Annotated in this window: 19 protein-coding genes; 9 read left to right on the forward strand and 10 right to left on the reverse strand. The window is 72.0% G+C overall.

The window, feature by feature from the left end; all coding sequences use genetic code 11:
- Nucleotides 1-59 precede the first annotated feature (59 nt).
- Nucleotides 60-527 (reverse strand): hypothetical protein, encoded by a 468-nt coding sequence (locus E0493_RS03305; RefSeq protein ID WP_160935485.1) that lies wholly within the window; start codon nt 525-527, stop codon nt 60-62.
- A gap of 75 nt (nt 528-602) precedes the next feature.
- The gene (locus E0493_RS03310; RefSeq protein ID WP_160935486.1) at nt 603-1,118 is read right to left on the reverse strand and encodes a DUF2244 domain-containing protein; all 516 of its coding nucleotides are present in this window, start codon (nt 1,116-1,118) and stop codon (nt 603-605) included.
- A 199-nt stretch (nt 1,119-1,317) separates the two neighbouring features.
- Between E0493_RS03310 and nth the strand changes: the two genes are divergently transcribed.
- The 9 genes from nth (at nt 1,318) to E0493_RS03355 (ending at nt 11,972) form a co-directional block, all read left to right on the forward strand.
- Nucleotides 1,318-1,965, forward strand: a complete 648-nt coding sequence (nth, locus tag E0493_RS03315) for an endonuclease III (protein ID WP_160935627.1) — start codon at nt 1,318-1,320, stop codon at nt 1,963-1,965.
- Between the two features lie 126 nt (nt 1,966-2,091).
- Nucleotides 2,092-2,604 (forward strand): invasion associated locus B family protein, encoded by a 513-nt coding sequence (locus E0493_RS03320; RefSeq protein ID WP_160935487.1) that lies wholly within the window; start codon nt 2,092-2,094, stop codon nt 2,602-2,604.
- Between the two features lie 13 nt (nt 2,605-2,617).
- Complete coding sequence (gene rlmN, locus E0493_RS03325) at nt 2,618-3,904, forward strand: 23S rRNA (adenine(2503)-C(2))-methyltransferase RlmN (RefSeq protein WP_235913556.1); 1,287 nt, start codon at nt 2,618-2,620, stop codon at nt 3,902-3,904.
- Nucleotides 3,901-5,109, forward strand: a complete 1,209-nt coding sequence (locus E0493_RS03330; RefSeq protein ID WP_160935488.1) for an MFS transporter — start codon at nt 3,901-3,903, stop codon at nt 5,107-5,109. The genes rlmN and E0493_RS03330 overlap by 4 nt, the downstream gene beginning before the upstream one ends.
- Nucleotides 5,110-5,311: 202 nt before the next feature.
- A complete protein-coding gene (locus E0493_RS03335) occupies nt 5,312-6,550 on the forward strand; it encodes an MFS transporter (RefSeq protein ID WP_160935489.1) in 1,239 nt (412 codons plus the stop codon).
- Nucleotides 6,551-6,616: 66 nt separating this feature from the next.
- Nucleotides 6,617-7,948 (forward strand): solute carrier family 23 protein, encoded by a 1,332-nt coding sequence (locus E0493_RS03340; RefSeq protein ID WP_160935490.1) that lies wholly within the window; start codon nt 6,617-6,619, stop codon nt 7,946-7,948.
- Between the two features lie 69 nt (nt 7,949-8,017).
- Complete coding sequence (locus E0493_RS03345) at nt 8,018-8,656, forward strand: LbetaH domain-containing protein (RefSeq protein ID WP_160935491.1); 639 nt, start codon at nt 8,018-8,020, stop codon at nt 8,654-8,656.
- A gap of 40 nt (nt 8,657-8,696) precedes the next feature.
- Nucleotides 8,697-9,542 (forward strand): universal stress protein, encoded by an 846-nt coding sequence (locus E0493_RS03350; RefSeq protein ID WP_160935492.1) that lies wholly within the window; start codon nt 8,697-8,699, stop codon nt 9,540-9,542.
- A gap of 87 nt (nt 9,543-9,629) precedes the next feature.
- Nucleotides 9,630-11,972 carry a xanthine dehydrogenase family protein molybdopterin-binding subunit gene (locus tag E0493_RS03355; RefSeq protein WP_160935493.1) on the forward strand — a complete coding sequence of 781 codons (2,343 nt, stop codon included), beginning with the start codon at nt 9,630-9,632 and terminating at the stop codon, nt 11,970-11,972.
- Between the two features lie 78 nt (nt 11,973-12,050).
- On the opposite strand, the gene E0493_RS03360 is transcribed toward E0493_RS03355, so the two are convergent.
- From E0493_RS03360 to E0493_RS03395, 8 genes are all read right to left on the reverse strand, one after another.
- Nucleotides 12,051-12,665, reverse strand: a complete 615-nt coding sequence (locus E0493_RS03360) for a class I SAM-dependent methyltransferase (protein ID WP_160935494.1) — start codon at nt 12,663-12,665, stop codon at nt 12,051-12,053.
- Between the two features lie 17 nt (nt 12,666-12,682).
- Nucleotides 12,683-13,675, reverse strand: a complete 993-nt coding sequence (locus E0493_RS03365) for an NAD(P)-dependent oxidoreductase (protein WP_160935495.1) — start codon at nt 13,673-13,675, stop codon at nt 12,683-12,685.
- 51 nt (nt 13,676-13,726) lie between these two features.
- The gene (locus tag E0493_RS03370) at nt 13,727-14,323 is read right to left on the reverse strand and encodes a hypothetical protein (protein ID WP_160935496.1); all 597 of its coding nucleotides are present in this window, start codon (nt 14,321-14,323) and stop codon (nt 13,727-13,729) included.
- 102 nt (nt 14,324-14,425) lie between these two features.
- A complete protein-coding gene (locus E0493_RS03375) occupies nt 14,426-15,310 on the reverse strand; it encodes an MBL fold metallo-hydrolase (protein ID WP_160935497.1) in 885 nt (294 codons plus the stop codon).
- Complete coding sequence (locus E0493_RS03380) at nt 15,307-16,212, reverse strand: DMT family transporter (protein ID WP_160935498.1); 906 nt, start codon at nt 16,210-16,212, stop codon at nt 15,307-15,309. The genes E0493_RS03375 and E0493_RS03380 overlap by 4 nt, the downstream gene beginning before the upstream one ends.
- Nucleotides 16,212-17,186 (reverse strand): DMT family transporter, encoded by a 975-nt coding sequence (locus E0493_RS03385; RefSeq protein ID WP_235913558.1) that lies wholly within the window; start codon nt 17,184-17,186, stop codon nt 16,212-16,214. Before E0493_RS03385 ends, E0493_RS03380 begins: the two co-directional genes overlap by 1 nt.
- Entirely contained in the window at nt 17,179-18,006 is an 828-nt protein-coding gene (locus E0493_RS03390) for an FAS1-like dehydratase domain-containing protein (RefSeq protein ID WP_160935499.1), read from the reverse strand. Before E0493_RS03390 ends, E0493_RS03385 begins: the two co-directional genes overlap by 8 nt.
- A complete protein-coding gene (locus E0493_RS03395; RefSeq protein WP_235913560.1) occupies nt 18,003-19,640 on the reverse strand; it encodes a hypothetical protein in 1,638 nt (545 codons plus the stop codon). The genes E0493_RS03390 and E0493_RS03395 overlap by 4 nt, the downstream gene beginning before the upstream one ends.
- Nucleotides 19,641-19,743: the final 103 nt, after the last annotated feature.

Raw genomic sequence — 19,743 nt, forward strand, 5'->3', positions numbered from 1 at the left:
CCCTGCGCAACGGCCCGGCCCGCGGCCGCCAGCCCCGCTGCGCGGCGCGGGCCGGCGCCTCAGCGCAAACGGCGCAGATTGCCCGAGACGGTTCGGCTCACCGGCCGAAGCGACCGCTCGGCCATGCCCAGCGCGGCATTGCTGAAGCCCATGCCGAAGCTGGCCGCACGGTTCATGCTGCCCATCAGCCACTCCGTCTGTGCCGCCATCCAGCCCATCGGCGTCGGGCTGGCGGCGGCGCGCAGCATGGCGCGATGCGCGGCCTCCATCTCGGCGCAGCCATAGTCCATCGCGCGTTGGGACAGCTCGGCCGCACCCTGCGCAATGGCCGCACCACAGGCGGAGAAAGCCAGCACCTTCTCGGGCACCATGCGGCCGACCTCCAGGGCCGTGGCGAGGGAGCCCCGCGCCTGCGCCTCCTCGGCGGAAAGCCTGGCATCCATCACCTGCCGCGCGGAGGTCAGCAGGGTCACGACATTCCCCGCATGACGCACGAAGCGCGGGCCGGAATTCGACGCACGGGACATCCTGTATACTCCGGAAGAAAGGCCTCGCAGGAAGAACGCCGCCGCGATGCGGCGGTTTTCCGGCGCCGCGCGCCCTTAATCGGCCTCGCGCAGCTGCGGATTGTCGAACTCCGGTTGCCGGTAAGCGGCCAGCGCGGTGCGCAACGCCGCCGCCAGGTCCTGCTTCTCCTCCTCGGAGAGAAAGCGGCCAATTTCCACCCGCCGGCCGCGCTGCACCAGCGCAAGCCCGCTGCGCTCCGACCATTCCACACGCGCCCAGTAAGGATTGAGCGAGGCCTCCTCGCGCCGCCCGCGCCAATCGGCCCGGCGGATCAGGAGGCGTGCCGGGGTCAGCGAGACCACCTCCCAGGTCCGGCCGGACCAGTGGTGGTGCAGCCAGACCAGCAGCAGCACGAGGCCGGACTCCAGCCCGAGGAAGGGCAGCACGGGCCAGGCGCCCATCAGCACGAACAGCAGGCCGCCACCGATGGCCCAGAGCGCGCAGAGGGCGCCCAGCACCACGAAGGCGGTCGGCCGCAGGCTGCGGGGCGGTGTGCTGACCGCCTCGAACAGCACCGGATCGGCGGGGCGCGGTTCAGGGGTTGCTGGCATTGTGGGAGAACATAGGCTGTTCCAGCCCGCAGCACAGATGGGGCATCGTCAGAATGTCGATTCGCCGGTCATGAAGCCACCCGCCCCCTTTCCTGCCGCAGGCCCGGATAAGCCCGGGTCGGCCGCGCCCACCCTCCGCCGGCGCGCCGCGCGCAAGGCGCCGCATGGCACCGCCGAGGCGCCGCGCCGCGCGCGCAAGATGTCGGCGGCACAGGCGGAGCGGTTCATCCGCGCCCTGGCCGCCGCCAACCCGAAGCCCGAAACCGAGTTGCGCTTCACCAGCCCCTACACGCTGCTGGCGGCGGTGATGCTCTCGGCCCAGACCACCGACGTCGCGGTCAACAAGGCCACGGCCACGCTGTTCCAGGTGGCGGACAGCCCGGCGGCGATGATGGCGCTGGGTGAGGAGGGCGTGGCGGAGCACATCCGCCGCATCGGCTTGTGGAAGGCCAAGGCACGCAACCTGATCACGCTTTCGCAGCAATTGCTGGACCGGCATGGCGGCGAGGTGCCCGCCGACCGGGCGGCGCTGGAAGCGCTGGCCGGCGTCGGCCGCAAGACCGCCAACGTGGTGCTGAACGTCGCCTTCGGGGAAGAGGCGATGGCGGTGGACACGCATATCTTCCGCCTGGGCAACCGCACGGGTCTGGCCCCGGGCAAGACGCCGCGCGAGGTGGAGGAAGGCTTGATGAAGCGGGTGCCGCCCGACCTGCTGCGGGATTCCCATCACTGGCTGATCCTGCATGGGCGCTACATCTGCAAGGCGCGTTTGCCGGAATGCTGGCACTGCGTGGCGCGGACGGAATGCAACTACGCGGACAAGGTGCTCTGGCCGCCGCCGCGGTAACCGGCCACCGGCCTCTTTCCCCTTTCCCTGCCACGGGCGGGGTGCCATCACATCTGCATCCCCCGCGCAGCCGGCCACGGCTTTGCGCGGTTGCGGCACCGCACTCATAACCCTTATGTGACGCGCATGAACCGGCTCCTCCCCTTCGTGATGATGCTTGCCCTGCCCATCGCCGTGATGAGCGCGGCCCCCGCCCTGGCGCAGCGCCCGCAGGCGCTCGGCACCTTCCAGGACTGGACCGCCGCCACATATACGGAGGGCAAGAGCAAGGTCTGCTACGCCTTCACGCGCGCCAGCAAGGCGGAGGGCGCCGGCAGCCGGCAGAACGTGATGCTCACCGTGACGCACCGGCCTCAGGGCCGGGACCAGGTGGCGCTGCGCTCGGGCTATGCCTATGCACCCAAGGCCGAGGTCACGGTGAACGTCGGCGACACCGAGCTCGACTTCTACACCGCGCAGGACAATGCCTTCGCGCGGAACGGCGGCAAGGCCGTCGGGGCCTTCAAGGCGGGAGCCAACGCGGTGGCCAAGGGCACCGGCCCGCAGGGTCGTGGCACCGCCACCGATACCTTCTCGCTCTCGGGCTTCACCGCCGCCTACGAGGCCATCAGCAAGGAGTGCCCGGCCGGCCGCCGGTGATCCAGGAAACAGCATGACCCAGACCCCCGCCCCCGCCTCCCCGGCCGAGCTTTCCGAGGCCGAGCGCGCCCGCATCCTGGCCAAGGCCGCGCTGTTCGCGCCGCCCGCCGCCACGCTGCCGGACGGCCGCCGCGATCTGGTCGGCCTCTCGCGGGAGGAGCTGGCGGCGGAGATGGTCGCCATCGGCGAGAAGCCCTTCCGCGCCAAGCAGCTCTGGCACTGGATCTACCACCAGGGCGTGACCGACTTCGCCAGGATGTCCACCATCGCCAAGCCGATGCAGGCGAAGCTGGCGGAGCGCTTCGTGGTCGGCCGGCCCGGCGTGGTGACCGAGCAGACCAGCACCGACGCCACCCGGAAGTTCCTGTTCGGCTTCCGCGACGGCCAGCAGGTCGAGACCGTCTACATCCCGGACGAGCAGGAGGACCGCGGCGCCGTCTGCATCTCCACGCAGGTCGGCTGCACCCTCTCCTGCCGGTTCTGCCACACCGGAACGCAGAAGCTGGTGCGCAACCTGGGCGCGGCCGAGATCGTCGGCCAGTTCATGGCGGCGCGGGACGCCTATGGCGAGTGGCCGAGCCCGACCGACGGCACGCCGCGCCTGCTTTCCACCATCGTCATCATGGGCATGGGCGAGCCACTCTATAACTACGAGAACGTCGCCAAGGCGATGCGCATCGTCATGGACAACGAGGGCATCGCCCTCTCGCGCCGGCGCATCACCCTCTCGACCTCCGGCGTGGTGCCGATGATGGACAGGTGCGGGGAGGAGCTGGGCGTCGGCCTCGCCGTCTCGCTGCACGCGGTGCGCAACGAGATCCGCGACGAGATCGTGCCGCTGAACCGCAAATACCCGATCGAGGAGCTGATGGCGGCCTGCCGCCGCTATCCCGGCGCCTCCAACGCGCGGCGGATCACCTTCGAATACGTCATGCTGAAGGGCGTGAACGACAGCGAGGCCGATGCGCGCGAGCTGGTGCGGCTGCTGAAGGGCCTGCCGGCCAAGGTGAACCTGATCCCGTTCAACCCCTGGCCCGGCAGCCCCTACGAGACCTCCTCGAACAACGCGATCCACCGCTTCGCCAACATCGTGATGGAGGCGGGCTACGCCTCGCCCATCCGCAAGCCGCGCGGGCGGGACATCCTGGCCGCCTGCGGCCAGCTCAAGACGGAAAGCGAGCGCCGCCGCGCCGCCCGCCCCGAGGCGGCCCCTAAGGGAGCCCCCGGGACAGCTCCTGGGACAGCCCCTGGGACGGCCTCCGGGACGGCCCCCGGGACGGCCAAGGCCCACGCGGCGTGAGCGCCGGGGGGACGGCATCGGCGGCCGCCGCGCAGGCGCCGCTCGCCGTCCTGCCGCTGCTCGCCGCCGCCGGCTTCGTCACCGGCTGCGGCATCCGCCTGCTCGACCCTCTGCTGCCGCTGATCGCACACGACATGGGCGTGACGGTGGCCGAGGTGGCCGTGCTGGTGACCAGCTTCGCCATTCCCTACGGCCTCTGCCAGGTGCTGCTCGGCCCACTGGGCGACCGGTTCGGCAAGCTGCGCGTACTGGTGCTGGGCGTGCTGCTCTACGGGCTGGCCATGGGCGTCTGCGCCGTGGCGGGAACGCTGGGGCAGCTGGTGGCGCTGCGCGCCCTCACCGGAGCGCTGGGCGGTGCCATCATCCCGCTCGCCATGGCCTGGATCGGCGACAACGTGCCCTACGAGGAGCGGCAGGCAACCATCAGCCGCTTCCTGACCGGCATCGTGCTCTCGCAACTGCTGACCGGGCCGGTTTCCGGCAGCGTCGGGCAGGCGGTGGGTTGGCGCGGCGCCTTCCTGCTGGTGGGCGCGCTGGCGGCGCTGACCGGCATCGGCATCATGCTTCGCCTGGGGGGCTCGCTGTGGCGCGCCGGGGTAGCCGGCCAGGCGCAGCTCGGCTTCGCCACCCATCGGATGCTGCTGCGCCGCCCGGCGGCGCGGCGGCTGCTGGCCGTCGCCTTCCTCGACGGAGCGCTGCTGTTCGGCGGCGCCTTCCCCTTTATCGGTTCCTACCTCATCCAGGGCTTTCACCTTGAGCCGTGGCAGGCGGGGCTGGTGGTGGCCGGCTTCGGGCTGGGCTCGCTGCTCTACACGCGCCTCGCCGCGCGGCTGGTGCGCCGGCTTGGCGAGATCCGGCTGCTGATGCTGGGCGGCGGGCTGCTGTCGGTGGCGCTGCTGGCCATCGCCCTGGCGCCGGGCTGGGCCATGGTCGCGGTGCCGCAGGTGCTGCTCGGCCTGTTCTTCTTCATGTTCCACGGGGTGCTGCAGGCTCGCGCCACCGAGGTGCTGCCCGAGGCGCGCGCCACCGCGATGTCCGCCTTCTCCATGGCGCTGTTCCTGGGCCAGGGCGTCGGCTCCATCGCCTTCGGCGCCCTGCTGGCGCATGGCGGGTACCAGCTTGCCTTCCTGGGCTCCGCGGCAGGCATCCTGCTGCTCAGCCTGTGGTGCTGGCGGGGACTTCCGCCGGAGCGGAGCGCAGTCTGACGAGAAAATGGCTGGGGAAAGGAATTCCCCCACATCCCCATCCTCGTTCTTTAACGTCCTTCGACAGCCCTCTCCAACAAAAAGAAGAAGGGGGTCCGGGGGAGTGCCTTCTCTCGGCATGTCTTCCCTCGGCCTTTCTTCCCTTGGCCGCCACGCCCGGCCGGGCCAAACCCGCAGCGGGACGGAAACGGACACGGACTCGATGAACACCCGCGAGGGATCGGCGGCCTTCATGGCGCCGCTGGTGGTGCTGGCCCTCGGCCACATGCTTTCCAACATGCTGCGCACCCTGCCGGCCATTGCCGCCGACGTGCTGACGCGCGACCTGCATGTCGCTCCCGAGGGGCTGGCCAGCCTGACGGGCGCCTACCATTTCGCCTTTGCCGCCGGGCAGATCCCCCTTGGCGTGGCGCTGGACCGCTTCGGAGTCCGCCCCGTCTCGCTGGTGCTGCTGGCGACGGTGGCGGTAGGCTCGGTGCTGGCGGCGCTGGTGGGCGGGCCGGTGGGGTTCCTGCTGGCGCAGGTCGTCCTTGGGCTCGGCTGCTGCGGCATGCTGCTCTGCCCGATGACGCTGGCCGCGAAGCTGCTCACCCCGGCGCAGTTCGGCCTGTGGTCCGGGCTGATCCAGGCGCTCGGCAATGTGGGCATGCTGCTTTCCGCCAGTCCGCTGGCCTGGCTGGTGGAGCACCATGGCTGGCGCGCCGGATTCTGGGCGGCGGCTGCCATGGCTGTCGTGGTGGCGCTGCTGGTGCGGCTGGCCGTGCCTGCCCCCGCCCCGGCCGACGGCCCCCATCCCAGCCTGCTGACGGATGCGCGCGTGGTGCTCGGGCTCAGCGTGAGCCGCAGGCTGCGGGGCATCGTCCTGCTCGCCTTCGCCTCCTTCGCCGTCATCATCGGCGTGCGCGGCCTCTGGGGCGGCCCCTGGCTGATGGAGGTGAAGGGGCTGGACCGCATCGCCGCCGGCAACGCCCTGTTCCTCATGACCCTCTCGCTGATCGCCGGTCCCGCGCTGGCGGGGGTGCTGGACCGCCGCCTCGGCCATCGGCGCACCCTGCTCGCCCTGGGCCACGCGCTGGCCGGGCTGCTCCTGCTGCTGGTGGCGGGCGGCGCGCCGGGGGGCTGGCTGTCACGGCTCACGGGGGTTTCCATGCTGCCGGTGTCCGCCGACACGGCGCTGCTCTTCGCCTTCGGCATGGCGATCTCGATCCAGCCGCTGCTCTTCGCCATGACGCGCGCGGCGGTGCCGCCGGACCAGGCGGGCAAGGCGCTCTCCGCCACCAACCTCTCCTTTTTCCTGGGCGGGGCGGTGCTGCAGGCGGCCTCCGGGCCGGTGGGGGCCTCGGGCGGCCCGGGCGCGGCCATCGCGTTCTTCGGCGGCACGGTGCTGGTCGGCACCGCCCTGTTTCTGGCGACCACCCCTCGTGGAACCCAGCGTGGTTGACAGGCCGCCGCTCCCGGCGCTCAAGGGCGCCCAACTCCCGCCAGCTCGCCATGAAAGCCGCAACGCATGGGCTATTTCCCCACCCGCTGGACCCTGAAGACCTCGGGCGAGGTCGCCCCCGATGAACGGCTGCCCTGGCCGCAGACGCTGGTCATGGGCATCCAGCACGTCGTCGCCATGTTCGGCTCCACCGCGCTGGCGCCGATCCTGATGGGCTTCGACCCGAACACCGCCATCTTCTTCTCGGGCATCGGCACGCTGATCTTCTTCGCCCTGACCGGCGGGCGGCTGCCGAGTTATCTCGGCTCCAGCTTCGCCTTCATCGCCGTGGTGATCGGCGCGACGGCCTATGCCGGGGCGGGGCCAAACCCCAACATTCCCGTGGCGCTGGGCGGCATCATGGCGGCCGGGCTGGTCTATGCGGCCATCGGCCTGGTCGTGCAGGTGGCGGGCACCGGCTGGGTGGAGCGGCTGATGCCGCCGGCCGTGACGGGCGCCATCGTCGCCGCCATCGGGCTCAACCTGGCCCCCGTCGCGGTGAAGGGCATTTCCGGCAGTGCCTTCGACACCACCATCGGCCTGTTCACCGTCGCCGCGGTGGCGCTGATCTCGGTCTGGGGACGGGGCATGGCGCGGCGCCTGCCGATCCTGCTGGGCGCGGTGAGCGGCTATCTCCTCTACCTCGTTTGCACCAACCTGCTGGGCCTCGGCGCGCCGATCGACTTCTCCGGCGTGCGCGCCGCCGCCTGGCTCGGCCTGCCGCATTTCGAGGCACCGGTCTTCAGCGGGCCGGCCATGGTGCTGATTTCCCCCATCGCCATCATCCTGGTGGCGGAGAACCTCGGCCATGTGAAGGCGCTGAGCGCCATGACCGGCCGCGACTTCGACCCGCTGATCGGCCGCGCCTTCCTGGCCGACGGCATCGCCACCATGGTCTCGGCCGGCGGCGGCGGCACCGGCGTCACCACCTATGCCGAGAACATGGGCGTCATGGCCGTCACCCGGATCTATTCCACCCTCGTCTTCGTGGCGGCGGCGCTGTTCGCCATCCTGCTCGGCTTCTCGCCCAAGTTCGGCGCTCTGATCATGACCCTTCCCGGCGCGGTGATCGGCGGCGTCGCCATCGTGGTGTTCGGGCTGATCGCGGCGACCGGCGGGCGGATCTGGGTGCTGAACCGCACCGACTTCTCGCAGCCGCGCAACCTCGTCACCGCGGCGGTGGCGCTGATCGCCGGCGCGGGCGACCTGACGCTGAAGTTCGGCGGCTTCGCGCTGGGCGGCATCGGCACCGCCACCTTCGGCGCCATCATCGTCTATCACATGCTGCGCGGCCGGCCGGAGGACACCGAAGGCGTCACCCCCGCCGATGCGCCGGTGGACCCGCATCCCGGGCACTGAGCGCAGCCGTCACGCGCATGTCACGCCGCTGCCATCCGGCCGTCATCGCCCGCGTGGCAACGGCGGCGCATGCAGCAAGACCCCGACACCGCCCGCAAGCAGCTCGGCGAGGCGCCCTTCATCGACCCCACCGCCCGGGTGCGCGACTGCACCTTCGGGCGGTTCAACGAGGTCGGCGCACGCACCCACCTCGCCGAGTGCAGCATGGGCGACTACGCCTATGTCGTGAACGACAGCGACATCATCTACACGACCATCGGCCCATTCTGCTCGATCGCCGCCCAGGTGCGGATCAACCCCGGCAACCACCCGCTCGACCGCGTCGCGCTGAACCATTTCACCTACCGCGCCAGCGCCTATGGTCTGGGCGATGACGAGGCCGGCTTCTTCGACTGGCGCCGCGCGAAGCCGGTGACGCTGGGGCCGGACACCTGGGTCGGGCATGGCGCCATCATCCTCCCCGGCGTGACGGTCGGCACCGGCGCGGCGATCGGCGCCGGCGCGGTGGTGACCAGGGACGTGCCGGACTACGCCATCGTGGTCGGCAATCCTGGCCGGGTGCTGCGCTACCGCTTCCCACCCGGGATCCAGGCGGCCCTCAAGCGCATCGCCTGGTGGACCTGGCCGGACGCCCGCCTGCGCGAGGCCCTGTGCGAGATCCGCACCCTCTCCGCCGAGGATTTCTGCCGGCGCCACGACCCGGTGTAGGATCGCGCCGAGTCACGCCTGAGGAAGAGGGAAGGCACCGATGATCCGCAGCATCCTGGTTGCGCTGGACGACACGCCGGGCGCCGCGGCGGCGCGCGACCTCGCCATCTCGCTGGCGCGGCGCGGCGGGGTCAAGCTTACCGCCGCCGCGGTGCTCGACCTGCCGCACACGCGCGATGCCCACGGCCCCGTGCCGGTCGGCGGCGCCGCCTTCATGGAGCACCGCAACGAGGCGCTGGCCCGCCGCGCCGAGGAGGCGGCGCGGAAGGCCCTCGCCGCCTTCTCCGCCGCCGCCGGCGACCTCCCCTTCGAAACGCTGCGCCTGGAGGACGCGCCGGAGCCGGCCCTGCTGAAGGCCAGCGCCCGGCATGACCTGATCGTGATCGGGCGCGACTGCACGCTCGGCCAGGAGGCCACCGAGGACGGCGTCGCCCCGGTGATCGACGCGCTGCTGCGGCACGGCGCCCGGCCGCTGCTGGTGGTGCCGCCGCGGCGGGAGATGGCGGACTACGACCCGGCAGGCATGGTGCTGGTGGGCTACGACGCCTCGGTGCCGGCGATGCGGGCGCTGCAGCTCTACGCGCTGCTCAAGCCCGAGGGCGAGGCGCACGCCAAGGTCTTCTGCTGCGACGAGGACCGCGCGAAGGCGAAGCGCATCGCCGAGGAGGGCGCCGACTACCTGAGCCGGCACGGCGTGGAGGCCAGCGCCGTCGGCGTGGCGGGCGAGCACGCGGCCGACCTGCTGGTCGCCGAGGCCACCGACGGCCGGCCCCGCCTGATGGTGATGGGCGCCTACGAGAACACCGGCCTGCGCGGCTTCTTCCTGGGCTCCTCGACCGGCCGGCTGCTGCGCCACATGCCCTGCCCCATCTTCGTGCATCGCTGAGAGAGCGTGGAAGGGCGGCCCTCCCCCTTCCCCTCACCGCCGGCATGGCCAATGATGGCGCCGGGAAACATCCGGGGAGCTAGACCCATGGCGAAATTCGGCCTCAGCCAGCCGGTGCGGCGCATCGAGGACCCCCGCCTGCTGCAGGGGCGCGGGCGCTACACGGATGACATCTCGGTGCCCGGCCAGTTGCACGCCTACCTGCTGCGCAGCCCGCACGCCCATGCCCGCATCCTCTCGGTGGACAGCGCCGCCGCGGCCTCGATGCCCGGCGTGCATGCCGTGCTCACCGGCCAGGACTGGCTGGACGACGGCCTTGGCCAGATCCCCTGCGCCATCCCGCTGAAGAACCGCGACGGCTCGCCGCGCGCCGAGACGCCACGCTACGGCCTGGCCGTCGGCACCGTGAAGCATGTGGGCGACCCCGTGGCCTTCGTTGTCGCCGAGACCTACCAGCAGGCGCGTGACGCCGCCGAGGCGGTGCTCGTGGACTACGACATCCTGCCCGCCTGCACCGACCTGGCCCATGCCATGGACGCCGACCAGCCGCAGATCTGGGACGGCGCGCCGAAGAACGTCTGCTTCGACTGGGCGACCGGCGACAAGGCACAGACCGACGCGCTCTTCGCCCAGGCCGCCCACGTCACCAAGCTGACGGTGGTGAACAACCGCATCGTCGTGAACAGCATGGAGACCCGCGCGGCGCTCGCCGAGTACGACGCCGCCAGCGAGCGCTTCACCCTGCATGCCGGCACCCAGGGCTCCTGGCTGGTGAAGGACCTGCTGGGCAAGGCCGTGTTCCACCTGCCGCCGGAGAAGTTCCGCGTCATCACGCCCGATGTCGGCGGCGGCTTCGGCATGAAGCTCTACATGTACGGCGAATACGCGCTGTGCTGCTGGGCCGCGCGCAAGCTGCAACGCCCGGTGAAGTGGGTCTCCGAGCGCATGGAGGCCTTCCAGTCCGACACCCAGGGCCGCGCCAACCTGACGGAAGGCGAGCTGGCGCTGGACAAGGACGGCAGGTTCCTGGCGCTGCGCACCCGCAACATCGCCGACATGGGCGGCTATCTTTCCACCTTCGCGCCCTTCATCCCGACCGGCGCCGGCACCAAGGTGCTGGCCAGCGTCTATGGCTTCCAGGCCATCTACGCCAACGTGCTGGGCATCCTGACCAACACCGTGCCGGTGGACGCCTATCGCGGCGCCGGGCGGCCCGAGAGCAACTACCTCGTCGAGCGGCTGATCGACGCCGCCGCGCGCGAGATCGGCGTTGACCGCATCGAGCTGCGCAAGCGCAACATGGTTCCCGCCTCGGCCATGCCGCACAAGACGCCGGTCGGCCAGACCTACGATTCCGGCGAGTTCTCCACCGTGCTCGACGCGGCGCTGAACAAGGCCGACTGGGCCGGCTTCGAGGCGCGCCGCGCCGAATCCACGAGGCGCGGCAAGCGCCGCGGCATCGGCATGGCCTACTACCTGGAGGCCACCGGCGGCGACGATTCCGAGCGCGCCGCCATGCGCTTCGCCGAGGACGGCATGGTGGACGTGCTGGTCGGCACCCAGTCCACCGGCCAGGGCCACGAGACCGCCTATGCCATGATCACCAGCCACGAGCTGGGCATTCCGATGGAAAAGATCCGCGTGCTGCAGGGCGATTCCGACGGCCTGCCGAGCGGCGGCGGCACCGGCGGCGCGCGCAGCCTCTATTCCGAGGGCGCGGCGCTGCTCGCCACCGCCACCAGCGTCATCGAGAAGGGCAAGCAGGCCGCCGGCGAGGTGCTGGAGGCGGCGCCGGCCGACATCGAGTTCGCCCCCACAGGCTCAGGCGGCGGCCGCTTCACCATCGCCGGCACCGACCGCGCCATCGGCATCCTCGAACTGGCCGCCGCTCAGCGCGAGCGCGCCGCGAAGGGCGAGACGGTGACGCTGCTCGACGCCGCCGAGATCGCCGCCATCCCCGCCCACACCTTCCCCAACGGATGCCATATCGCCGAAGTGGAGGTGGACCCGGACACCGGCGAGGTGGCGGTTGCCCGCTACATCGTGGTGGACGATGTCGGCCACGCGCTGAACCCGCTGATCGTGCGCGGGCAGGTGCATGGCGGCGTGGCGCAGGGCATCGGCCAGGCGGTGTTCGAACGCACCGCCTATGACCCGCAGAGCGGGCAGCTTCTCTCCGCCAGCCTGAACGACTACGCCCTGCCCCGTGCCGGCGACCTGCCGGATATCGAGGTGGAGCTGATGGAAATCCCCTGCGAAACCAACCCGCTCGGGGTGAAGGGCGCGGGCGAGGCGGGCGCCGTCGGCTCGCCGCCGGCGGTGATGAACGCGCTGATCGACGCGCTCAGCGCCGATGGGGTCACCCAGCTCGACATGCCGGCCACGCCGGAAGTGGTGTGGAAGGCCGTGGCCATGGGGAAGGCGGCCTGAAGGCAGGCCAGGGAGGGCGGCGCCCTCCCTGGAACCCACCCGCCGGGGTGGCTGAACCACCCCGGACCCCGACATCCGTCAGCCAGGCCTGCGGAAGGCGAGGCGCGTCCAGCTCACCTCGGCGCGGTTGAACAACCCGTCCTTGCGCTCCAGGTGCAGCACCCGCTCCAGGCCCTCGGCCGCGGCGGTGCGCGTCATCTCCTCCACCGACACCTCGAACATGCGGCGACCGGCCGGCACCGGCCCATGCCGCAGCGACAGGATCATCACCCCGCCCGGCCGCAGCAACCGCGCGACCCGCGGCATCGCCCGCGCCCGCTCCGCCTCGTCCAGATGCATCCAGACGGCGGTGAGCATCACCGCGTCATACGCCGCCGCCCGGTCGGCGAGCGCGTCGAGGTCGGGCAGGCTGTCGTCCAGCCACTCGATGCCGGGTTCCGGATGCAAGGCCAGGGCCCGCTCCCGCAACTCGCGCGTCGGCTCCACGGCGGTGACGGTGTAGCCCTTCGCCGCCAGCGCCGCGGCATCCCGCCCCGTGCCGGCGCCGACGTCCAGCACCCGCGCCGGCGGCTCGGGCAGCAGGTGCGCCACCTGGCGGTGGACGTCGTGGAAGGAGATGCCCTCGTACTGCTTCACCAGGGCGTCGGCGTTTTCGCCATAGCCCGCCGTGCCGCGCACGTCCGGATCCGCCATCCCTCTCCGCTCCCCGCTCATGCTTGCCGCAGCCGCTCCAGCCGGTGCGCCGCGTCGGCATTCGCGGCGCCCTGCGGCAGCCGGCCCTCGGCCAGGGCCGCCACCTGCCGCACCGTGTCCATCGCCTGGTGCTCGGTTGCCTCCCGCGTCAGGCCGCCGACATGCGGGGTGGCGATCACGTCGGGCCGGCGCGCCAGCCGCGGGGGCGGCATCTGGTCGGGCGCGGAGCCGACATCCAGCGCGGCGCCGGCGAGATGGCCGGAGTCGAGCGCCGCCTCCAGCGCCGCCTCGTCCACCAGCCCGCCACGGGCGAGGTTCACGAAGAAGGCGCCCTTGCGCATGAGGCCGAAGGTGCGGGCGTTCATCATCTCCGCCGTTTCCGGCGAGGCGACGGCGAGGCAGACAACAAAATCCGCTTCCGCCAGCACCTCCTCCAGGGTCGCCCCGGTGACGTCCTCGCTGAAGCCTGACACGTGGGGATCATGGGCCAGCACGCGCATGCCGCAGGCCTGGCCGAGCCGCCCCAGCCGCTGCGCGATCCGGCCATAGCCGATCAGCCCGAGCGTGGCCCCGGTCAGCTGCCGGCCCTGGCGCGGCTGGGGCGCCTGACCCGACCGGCCGGCGACCACCGCCTCCGAGATGCCGCGGGCGAGGTCCAGCATCATGCCGAGGCCCAGCTCGGCCACCGCCTCGGTGAAGCCGGGCGTCGCATGGGTCACCAGCACCCCATGCCGTGAGGCGGCCGGCACGTTGATGGTGCTGATATCCACTGCGCAGCGCAGAAAGGCGACGAGGTCCGGCGCGGCGGCGAAGGTGGCGGCCTGGCCGGGCGTGGCACGGTCCGCCACGATCGCCTGGCAGCCGGCCGCCGCCTCGGCCAGGGCGGCACCCTCCAGCACGCGGCCGGTGGTGTTGCGCACCACCTCAGCGTGTTGCCGCAGCGCCGCCAGCGCGCGCTCCCCGTAATAGCGGGGGAACGCCGCCTCCGTGTGGGTCAGGAACACTTTCATCGCCGCCTCTCCTCCAGGGTTCTTGTTGTCAGCGAAGGCGGCGCGCCGCCCTCATGGGAAGCGCACCGCCGGGCTGGCGCAAAGGTCAAGGCCACGCCGCTCCTCGCTGGCGCTGTCGGCATAGAGTACCTTCACGTCATAGCGGCAGGCGCCGGGCGGCAGCTCAAGGCGAAAGCTGCGGCCCGGTGGAAGCGGGTGCACGTCGAGCTGGTCCATGCCCCAGTCCCCCGCCCCGGCGGGCGAGACAAAGGCGGCGACGATCGGCTCGCGGCCGGCGTTGCGAAGTTCGAGGCGCGGCTCGGGCGGTGGCGCCGCGGGGCCCAGCCGGTAAGACCGCGCGGCGCAGGTGTTGGTGTTGCGCATGTCCTGCACCGTGCCGTCGCGGAACACGGCGCGCAGGTCGTAGCGGCAGCCGTCGCGCGGGTCGAGCCGCACCAGCCGGCTCGTGCCGGAGGGAACCGGCTCGCTGCCCAGCCGGTCGTGCCCCCAGTCATGGCTGCCGACCGGGCTGGCGAAGAGCATTTCCAGCGTCTGCCCGGTGTTGTTGATCACGGTGTAGCTGGGGTCCGGCAGGGTGCGCTGGGCCAGCGCCGCCGTGGAGAGGAGCGGCAGGGCCAGCAAGGCCAGCAGAGGGGCGCGGGGTGGCATGCGGCGGAACTCCGTTGCAGAGGGACCGCGGGCGCCGCGGCCAAACACCCTCCAGCAATGGCCCTGCCACCAGCCGGTTGCACCGGGGCGCGGCCGCCGCCATCAGGCAGGCGCCCAGTCCTCGCCCATCCGGCGGGCGGCGCCCTCCGCCTCCAGCTTCAGCAGATGCGCCAGCAGGCTGCGTCCCGCCGCCGGCAGCAGGCGCGGGTCGATCGGGCTGTAGAGGCGCAGCACCAGCGCCTCCACACTGGCCGGGCCATGCTGCTGGAGCGCCGCGCGCAGGGCCGCCTCGCGGGCCTCGCGATGCGCCAGCAGGGCGCGGGTGAAGGGGGCGGGATCGGGCAGCGGGGCGCCGTGGCCGGGCAGGAACAACTGCTCCTCCCGCGCTGAAAGGCGGGCGAGCCCGGCCATGTAGGCGGCCATGTCTCCGTCCGGCGGGCTGACCACGCTGGTGGACCAGCTCATCACGTGGTCGCCGGAGAACAGCACCCCGCCGCCCTCCAGCGCGAAGCAGAGGTGGTTGGCGCAATGGCCGGGCGTATGCAGCGCCCGGAGCCGCCAGCCCGCACCTTCCAACAGGTCGCCATCGGCCAGGCGCCGGTCGGGGATGAAGTCGTGGTCGCCGCCGCGCAACTCGGCGTCCGGCGGGGTCTGGTGCGGGCCGAAGCCGTAGGTGGGCGCACCGCTCAGCGCCTTCAGCGCGGCGGCACCGGGCGAATGGTCGCGATGGGTGTGCGTCACCACAATATGCCCGATCCGATCCTTTCCCAGGGCGGTGCGCAAGGCGGCGCGGTGGGCGGCATCCTCCGGGCCGGGGTCGAGCACCGCCACCTCCCGCTCGCCGATCAGGTAGGTATTGGTGCCGAGAAAGGTGAAGGGGCCGGGATTGCCGCAGCGGATGCGCCGCAGCCGGACCCCGCCGGGTCGCCCCAGCTCCTCCACCGCGCCGGTCGGTAGCGGGTCGTCCTTCAGAAAGGGAATGCTCATGCCGACCTCCGACGCATCTCGCGGTGCAGGATGTAGAGCCCGGCGCCGACGATCAATGCCCCGCCCGCCAGCATGGTCACGCTCGGCACCGTGCCCCAGACCAGCCAGCCCAGCAGGATGGCCCAGAGCAGCGCGCTGTACGAATACGGGCCAAGCGCCGAAACCTGGGCGCTTGCGTAAGCCTCGGTGGAGAGCACCTGGGCCAGGCCGCCGAGCAGGCCGAGGCCGATCAGCAGCGGCAGTTCCCCCATGCTCGGCGTCACCCAGACAAAGGGCAGCGCCAGAAAGGTGATGGCGGTCATCAGCAGCGACTGCCACATGACAATGGTGCTGCTGGCCTCGGTGCCGGAAAGCTGCCGCACCAGCATGGTGGTCAGGCCGGAGAAGAAGCCGTTCGAGGCGGCGGCGATGAAGGCCGCCCAGCGCAGCCAGGAGGGAATGCCGGAGCCGGTGGAACCGCCGTCCAGGAAGGCTCCCTGGCCGAGCGCGATGACCAGGATGCCGAGAAAGCCGGCCACCACCGCTCCCCAGCGATGCACGCCGGGCCGCTCCCCGAGGAAGGGGATGGAGAGGATGGTGACGAAAAGGGGCGTCGAATAGGTCAGCGCCGTCTGCTCGGCGAGCGGCAGGATGGTCAGCGCGAAGAAGGAGCAGGCCATCGAGCACAGCCCGGTGATGGCGCGCGTGAGATGGCCGCCGAAGCGCCGCGTGCGCAGCGTGACATGGCGGCGCCAGGCGATCACCGCCACCACCGGCAGGGCCAGCAGGTTGCGGAAGAACATGATCTCCGGAAAGGGGATGTGGTCCCCCAGGCCTTTGATCAGGGCGTTCATCAGGGTGAAAAGCGCGGTGGCGCCCAGCATCAGCAGGGCACCGCGGCGGACATCGTGGCGGAGCGGCATCAGCGGTGCGTGCCATCCCCCACCGTCGCGGCGCGGCGTGCCGTCCGGGCGCGCACCCGCTCGCGGTGCAGGTTGTAGAGCCCGGCGGCGATCACGATGGCCGCCCCGAGCAGCGTGCCGGCCGCCGGGAACTCGCCCCAGATGGCCAGACCCAGCACCAGCCCCCATACCAGGGTGGTGTACTCGAAGGGTGCCAGCACCGAGACCGGCGCCAGCGCGAAGGCCCGCGCGAAAAGGAAATGGGCCAGCCCATTGACGCAGCCCAGGAAGACCAGCGCCGCCACGACAGGCGCGCCAGGCAGCAGGACGGGCGGCGGGAAGGCGGGCAGCAGCAGCAGCCCGACCGGCACATGCGCCAGCAGCAGCCAGAAGGCGATCGTGGCGGGGCTGTCGGTGCGCGCGAGCAGGCGGGTCCAGATGCGGGTCAGCGCCATCAGCCCGACGGCGGCCAGCAGCATCGCCGCCGGCCAGCCCCAGAGCGCGCCGCCCGGGCGCAGCATGATCAGCACCCCGCCGAAGCCCACCGCCGTGCTGGTCCAGCGCCGCCAGCCCACCGCCTCGCCCAGCAGCGGGATGGCCAGCAGCGTCATCAGCAGCGGCGCGGCGGCGGCGACGGCATAGCTGCTCGCCAGCGGCATGCCGCCCGCCCAGGCGATGTAGTACACGACGGTGACGCCGCAGTGCAGCAGCGAGCGCGCGCTGATCAGCCGCAGGTTCACCGGCCGCAGCGAGGCGCCGCGGGCCAGCATGGCGATGGCGAGGGCGCCGAACACGCCGCGCCAGATCATCGCCGCCGCCGGGCCGACCTGCGGCAGCGCCCACTTCACCGAGGCATCGGCGCAGGCGACGACGGCGTAGCCGAGGGCGACCAGGGCGATGCCGCGCACCGCGTCGTCGAGCGCCGGCAAGGCGCCGGGCAGCGCCGCCCCAAGGGCGGGAGCCGCCGCCGGCGCGGCAGGTTGTCGGTCAGACAAGCTCGGCCTCGGCGGCAAGGCAGGTGGCGCCGCTGGGATCGCGGGTCTCCAGCAGGATGCGGCTTTCCTCACGGCGCGCCATCAGCGTCAGCGGGTCGCCGCCGATGGCCGGGCGCTGGCCGCGGAAGCGGAACCGCGCCAGCCGCGCGCCCTCGCCCGCCACGTCCAGCGCGTGCTGCGCCAGCCAGGTTGCCTGCAGCGGGCCGTGCACCACCAACCCGGGATAGCCCTCGACCTGGGTGACATAGGGATGGTCGTAATGGATGCGGTGGCCGTTGCCGGTCAGCGCGGAATAGCGGAACAGCAGCACGGAGTCCGGCATCACCAGGGCGCGCCGGGCGTCGGGCCAGTCCGGCGCGGGCGGCGCGGCACGCACCGCCGTTCCGCCGGCGCCGCGATAGACGATGTCGTGCTCTTCCTCCAGCACCGGGCCGCGCGGACCTTCCAGCCCGTGCTTCACCGTGACAAAGACCAACTCGCCGCTGCCGCCGGTCTTGCTCTCGATGCGCAGGATGGTGCTGGTGCGGCGCACCTGGTCGCCGGTGCGCAGGTCGCCCAGGAAGCTGAGCCTGCCGCCGGCCCACATGCGCCGCTCCAGGTGGTGCACCGGCGGCAGGAAGCCGCCGCGTTCGGGATGGCCGTCCGGCCCCAGGCCGCTGGCCGGCCGCCAGTCCTGGAACAGCATCCAGTGCCAGAGCGGCGGCAGCGCGCCTTCCGGCACGGGGCGGGAAAGCGTGGCGGCGAGACCCTCCACCAGACGGCGATCCACCCGGTCCTCGCGCGTCTCGGTGCGGCCGAGATAATCCTGGTAGGGCATCATTCTTCCTCCCGCTTGAAGAGCATATAGCCGTCAATCTCGCCTGCGGGGCGATAATGCCGCCACGCCTCGGCGAAAAGCGGATTGCGGCTGAAATAGGCGAGCATGTCGAATTCGCCGTTGCAGGGGGGGATGCCGCTCCAGCGCGAAACCATCACCACGGCCGGCCGCCCCTGCGCCAGGCTTTCCGCCACGGTGCGGTAGACCAGGAACTCCGCCCGGCTCATCGCCCAGGGCTCCCGGTAGCGGGGCGCACCGGGCTCGCAGTGTTGGTAGGTGGCCTGCAGCAGCCAGGTGCTCATGAAGGGCAGGACCAGCTTCGCATCGGCATAGTTCACCGCCGGATAGACGCCGGGAATGTCGGGCGAGAGCACCAGGAGGCGCTCGCCCCGCGCCTCGTGCTCCAGCCAGGCGGCGAGCTTCCCGCCGCGACTTTCGGCGTAGTCGAACTCGGTCCAGGGCGCGTCGCCGCCCCGCAGGGTGAACAGGGCGAAGGCCAAGCTGATGCCGGCGGCCAGCAGCGGCGCGGCGCGGTGGGCCGTGGCGGCGGGCAGCGCCCGGTCGGCGCCACGGGCCAGCAGCGCGCCGCAGCCCAGCCCGCCCCATGTCCAGACCGGGACAAGGTGGTAGCTCCAGCCCTTGTGCTGCACCAGCGCCGCCGCCAGCCCGCCCAGCGTGGCCGCCGCCGCCAGCCGGGGCAGCCCGCCGAGCCGCGGCGCCAGGGCCGCGAGGGCGACCAGGCCCAGCGCGAAGACGGTGGCGCTGCCCGTGGTGGCGGTCAGCATCACCTCCCACCAGTCGCCGCCGCCCAGGCCGACATACCAATCCCAGACCAGTGGTAGGACCCGGCCGAAATAAGCGGGGAAAAAGAGCGGGATGGCGGCGAGGTAGAGCACCCAGACGGCGGCTAGCAGCCATGGCACGGGGTCACGGAGGGCCGCGGCCCCACGCTGGGGCAGAAGGACAAGAAGGACCAGCGCCTCGACCAGCGCCGGCACCGCGAGGAAATGCGGCTTCAGGGCGAAGCCCAGCGCCGCGACAAGGGCGACGGGAACCAGAAGCGCCGGGTGCGTCGCCACCCCGGCCATCCGCCGCTCGGCCAGAAAGAGATAGGGCAGCGCGGCGGCCGCCATGATCTGCTCGCGCTGGCCGAAGTCGTAGCCGGCGCCCAGCATCAGCAGGGGCAGCAAGGCGGCCAGCACGGCGCGCTCCGCCGGCCCCTCGCGCCGGGCCGCCGCCTGCGGCCGGGCGCGCAGCATCGCGCAGAGCCCCCAGACGATTGCGCAGAAGGCCAGCAGCAGCAGGCGCAGCGCCTGCGGCGCGGTGAGCGGCGTCCACTGCGCCAGCCAGACGGCGGGCAGGTTCAGCAGAAAGATCAAGGGCGGATTGACGTCGATCAGGTCCCCGTAGAGCCGCTCCCGCCCGAACATGCGGGCGGTGAAGTCCAGCACGGCGGCGACGTCGTGGTTCAGCGGCGGCGCCAGCACCGTTCCCAGAAAGGCGAGTGCCGGCAGCAGCGCCAGGACCATCGCGAATCGGGCGCGGCGCGCCTCCGCCTGGGAGAGTGGCGCCGGCAGCGCCAGGGCAGGGTTGGGCAGGGCCTGCTCCCCCGCGGCGGACTGCATCGGATGCTTCATGAACGGACCGGCCATCCTTCTCCTGGCACCCGCCTTCTGCAATCCCATTGCGGCGAGGATCGGGCGCTGCCACAAGCAATGTTGTGGATCCTCTCGAATACGA

It is taken from the genome of Teichococcus coralli (assembly GCF_009829925.1).
Taxonomy (GTDB): domain Bacteria; phylum Pseudomonadota; class Alphaproteobacteria; order Acetobacterales; family Acetobacteraceae; genus Pseudoroseomonas; species Pseudoroseomonas coralli.

Bases quoted from the DNA above. Each gene is read 5' to 3' on its own strand.
- E0493_RS03305 (WP_160935485.1), bottom strand. From the start codon at position 527: ATGTCCCGTGCGTCGAATTCCGGCCCGCGCTTCGTGCGTCATGCGGGG.
- E0493_RS03310 (WP_160935486.1), bottom strand. From the start codon at position 1,118: ATGCCAGCAACCCCTGAACCGCGCCCCGCCGATCCGGTGCTGTTCGAG.
- nth (WP_160935627.1), top strand. From the start codon at position 1,318: ATGTCGGCGGCACAGGCGGAGCGGTTCATCCGCGCCCTGGCCGCCGCC.
- E0493_RS03320 (WP_160935487.1), top strand. From the start codon at position 2,092: ATGAACCGGCTCCTCCCCTTCGTGATGATGCTTGCCCTGCCCATCGCC.
- rlmN (WP_235913556.1), top strand. From the start codon at position 2,618: ATGACCCAGACCCCCGCCCCCGCCTCCCCGGCCGAGCTTTCCGAGGCC.
- E0493_RS03335 (WP_160935489.1), top strand. From the start codon at position 5,312: ATGAACACCCGCGAGGGATCGGCGGCCTTCATGGCGCCGCTGGTGGTG.
- E0493_RS03340 (WP_160935490.1), top strand. From the start codon at position 6,617: ATGGGCTATTTCCCCACCCGCTGGACCCTGAAGACCTCGGGCGAGGTC.
- E0493_RS03345 (WP_160935491.1), top strand. From the start codon at position 8,018: ATGCAGCAAGACCCCGACACCGCCCGCAAGCAGCTCGGCGAGGCGCCC.
- E0493_RS03350 (WP_160935492.1), top strand. From the start codon at position 8,697: ATGATCCGCAGCATCCTGGTTGCGCTGGACGACACGCCGGGCGCCGCG.
- E0493_RS03355 (WP_160935493.1), top strand. From the start codon at position 9,630: ATGGCGAAATTCGGCCTCAGCCAGCCGGTGCGGCGCATCGAGGACCCC.
- E0493_RS03360 (WP_160935494.1), bottom strand. From the start codon at position 12,665: ATGGCGGATCCGGACGTGCGCGGCACGGCGGGCTATGGCGAAAACGCC.
- E0493_RS03365 (WP_160935495.1), bottom strand. From the start codon at position 13,675: ATGAAAGTGTTCCTGACCCACACGGAGGCGGCGTTCCCCCGCTATTAC.
- E0493_RS03370 (WP_160935496.1), bottom strand. From the start codon at position 14,323: ATGCCACCCCGCGCCCCTCTGCTGGCCTTGCTGGCCCTGCCGCTCCTC.
- E0493_RS03375 (WP_160935497.1), bottom strand. From the start codon at position 15,310: ATGAGCATTCCCTTTCTGAAGGACGACCCGCTACCGACCGGCGCGGTG.
- E0493_RS03380 (WP_160935498.1), bottom strand. From the start codon at position 16,212: ATGCCGCTCCGCCACGATGTCCGCCGCGGTGCCCTGCTGATGCTGGGC.
- E0493_RS03390 (WP_160935499.1), bottom strand. From the start codon at position 18,006: ATGATGCCCTACCAGGATTATCTCGGCCGCACCGAGACGCGCGAGGAC.
- E0493_RS03395 (WP_235913560.1), bottom strand. From the start codon at position 19,640: ATGAAGCATCCGATGCAGTCCGCCGCGGGGGAGCAGGCCCTGCCCAAC.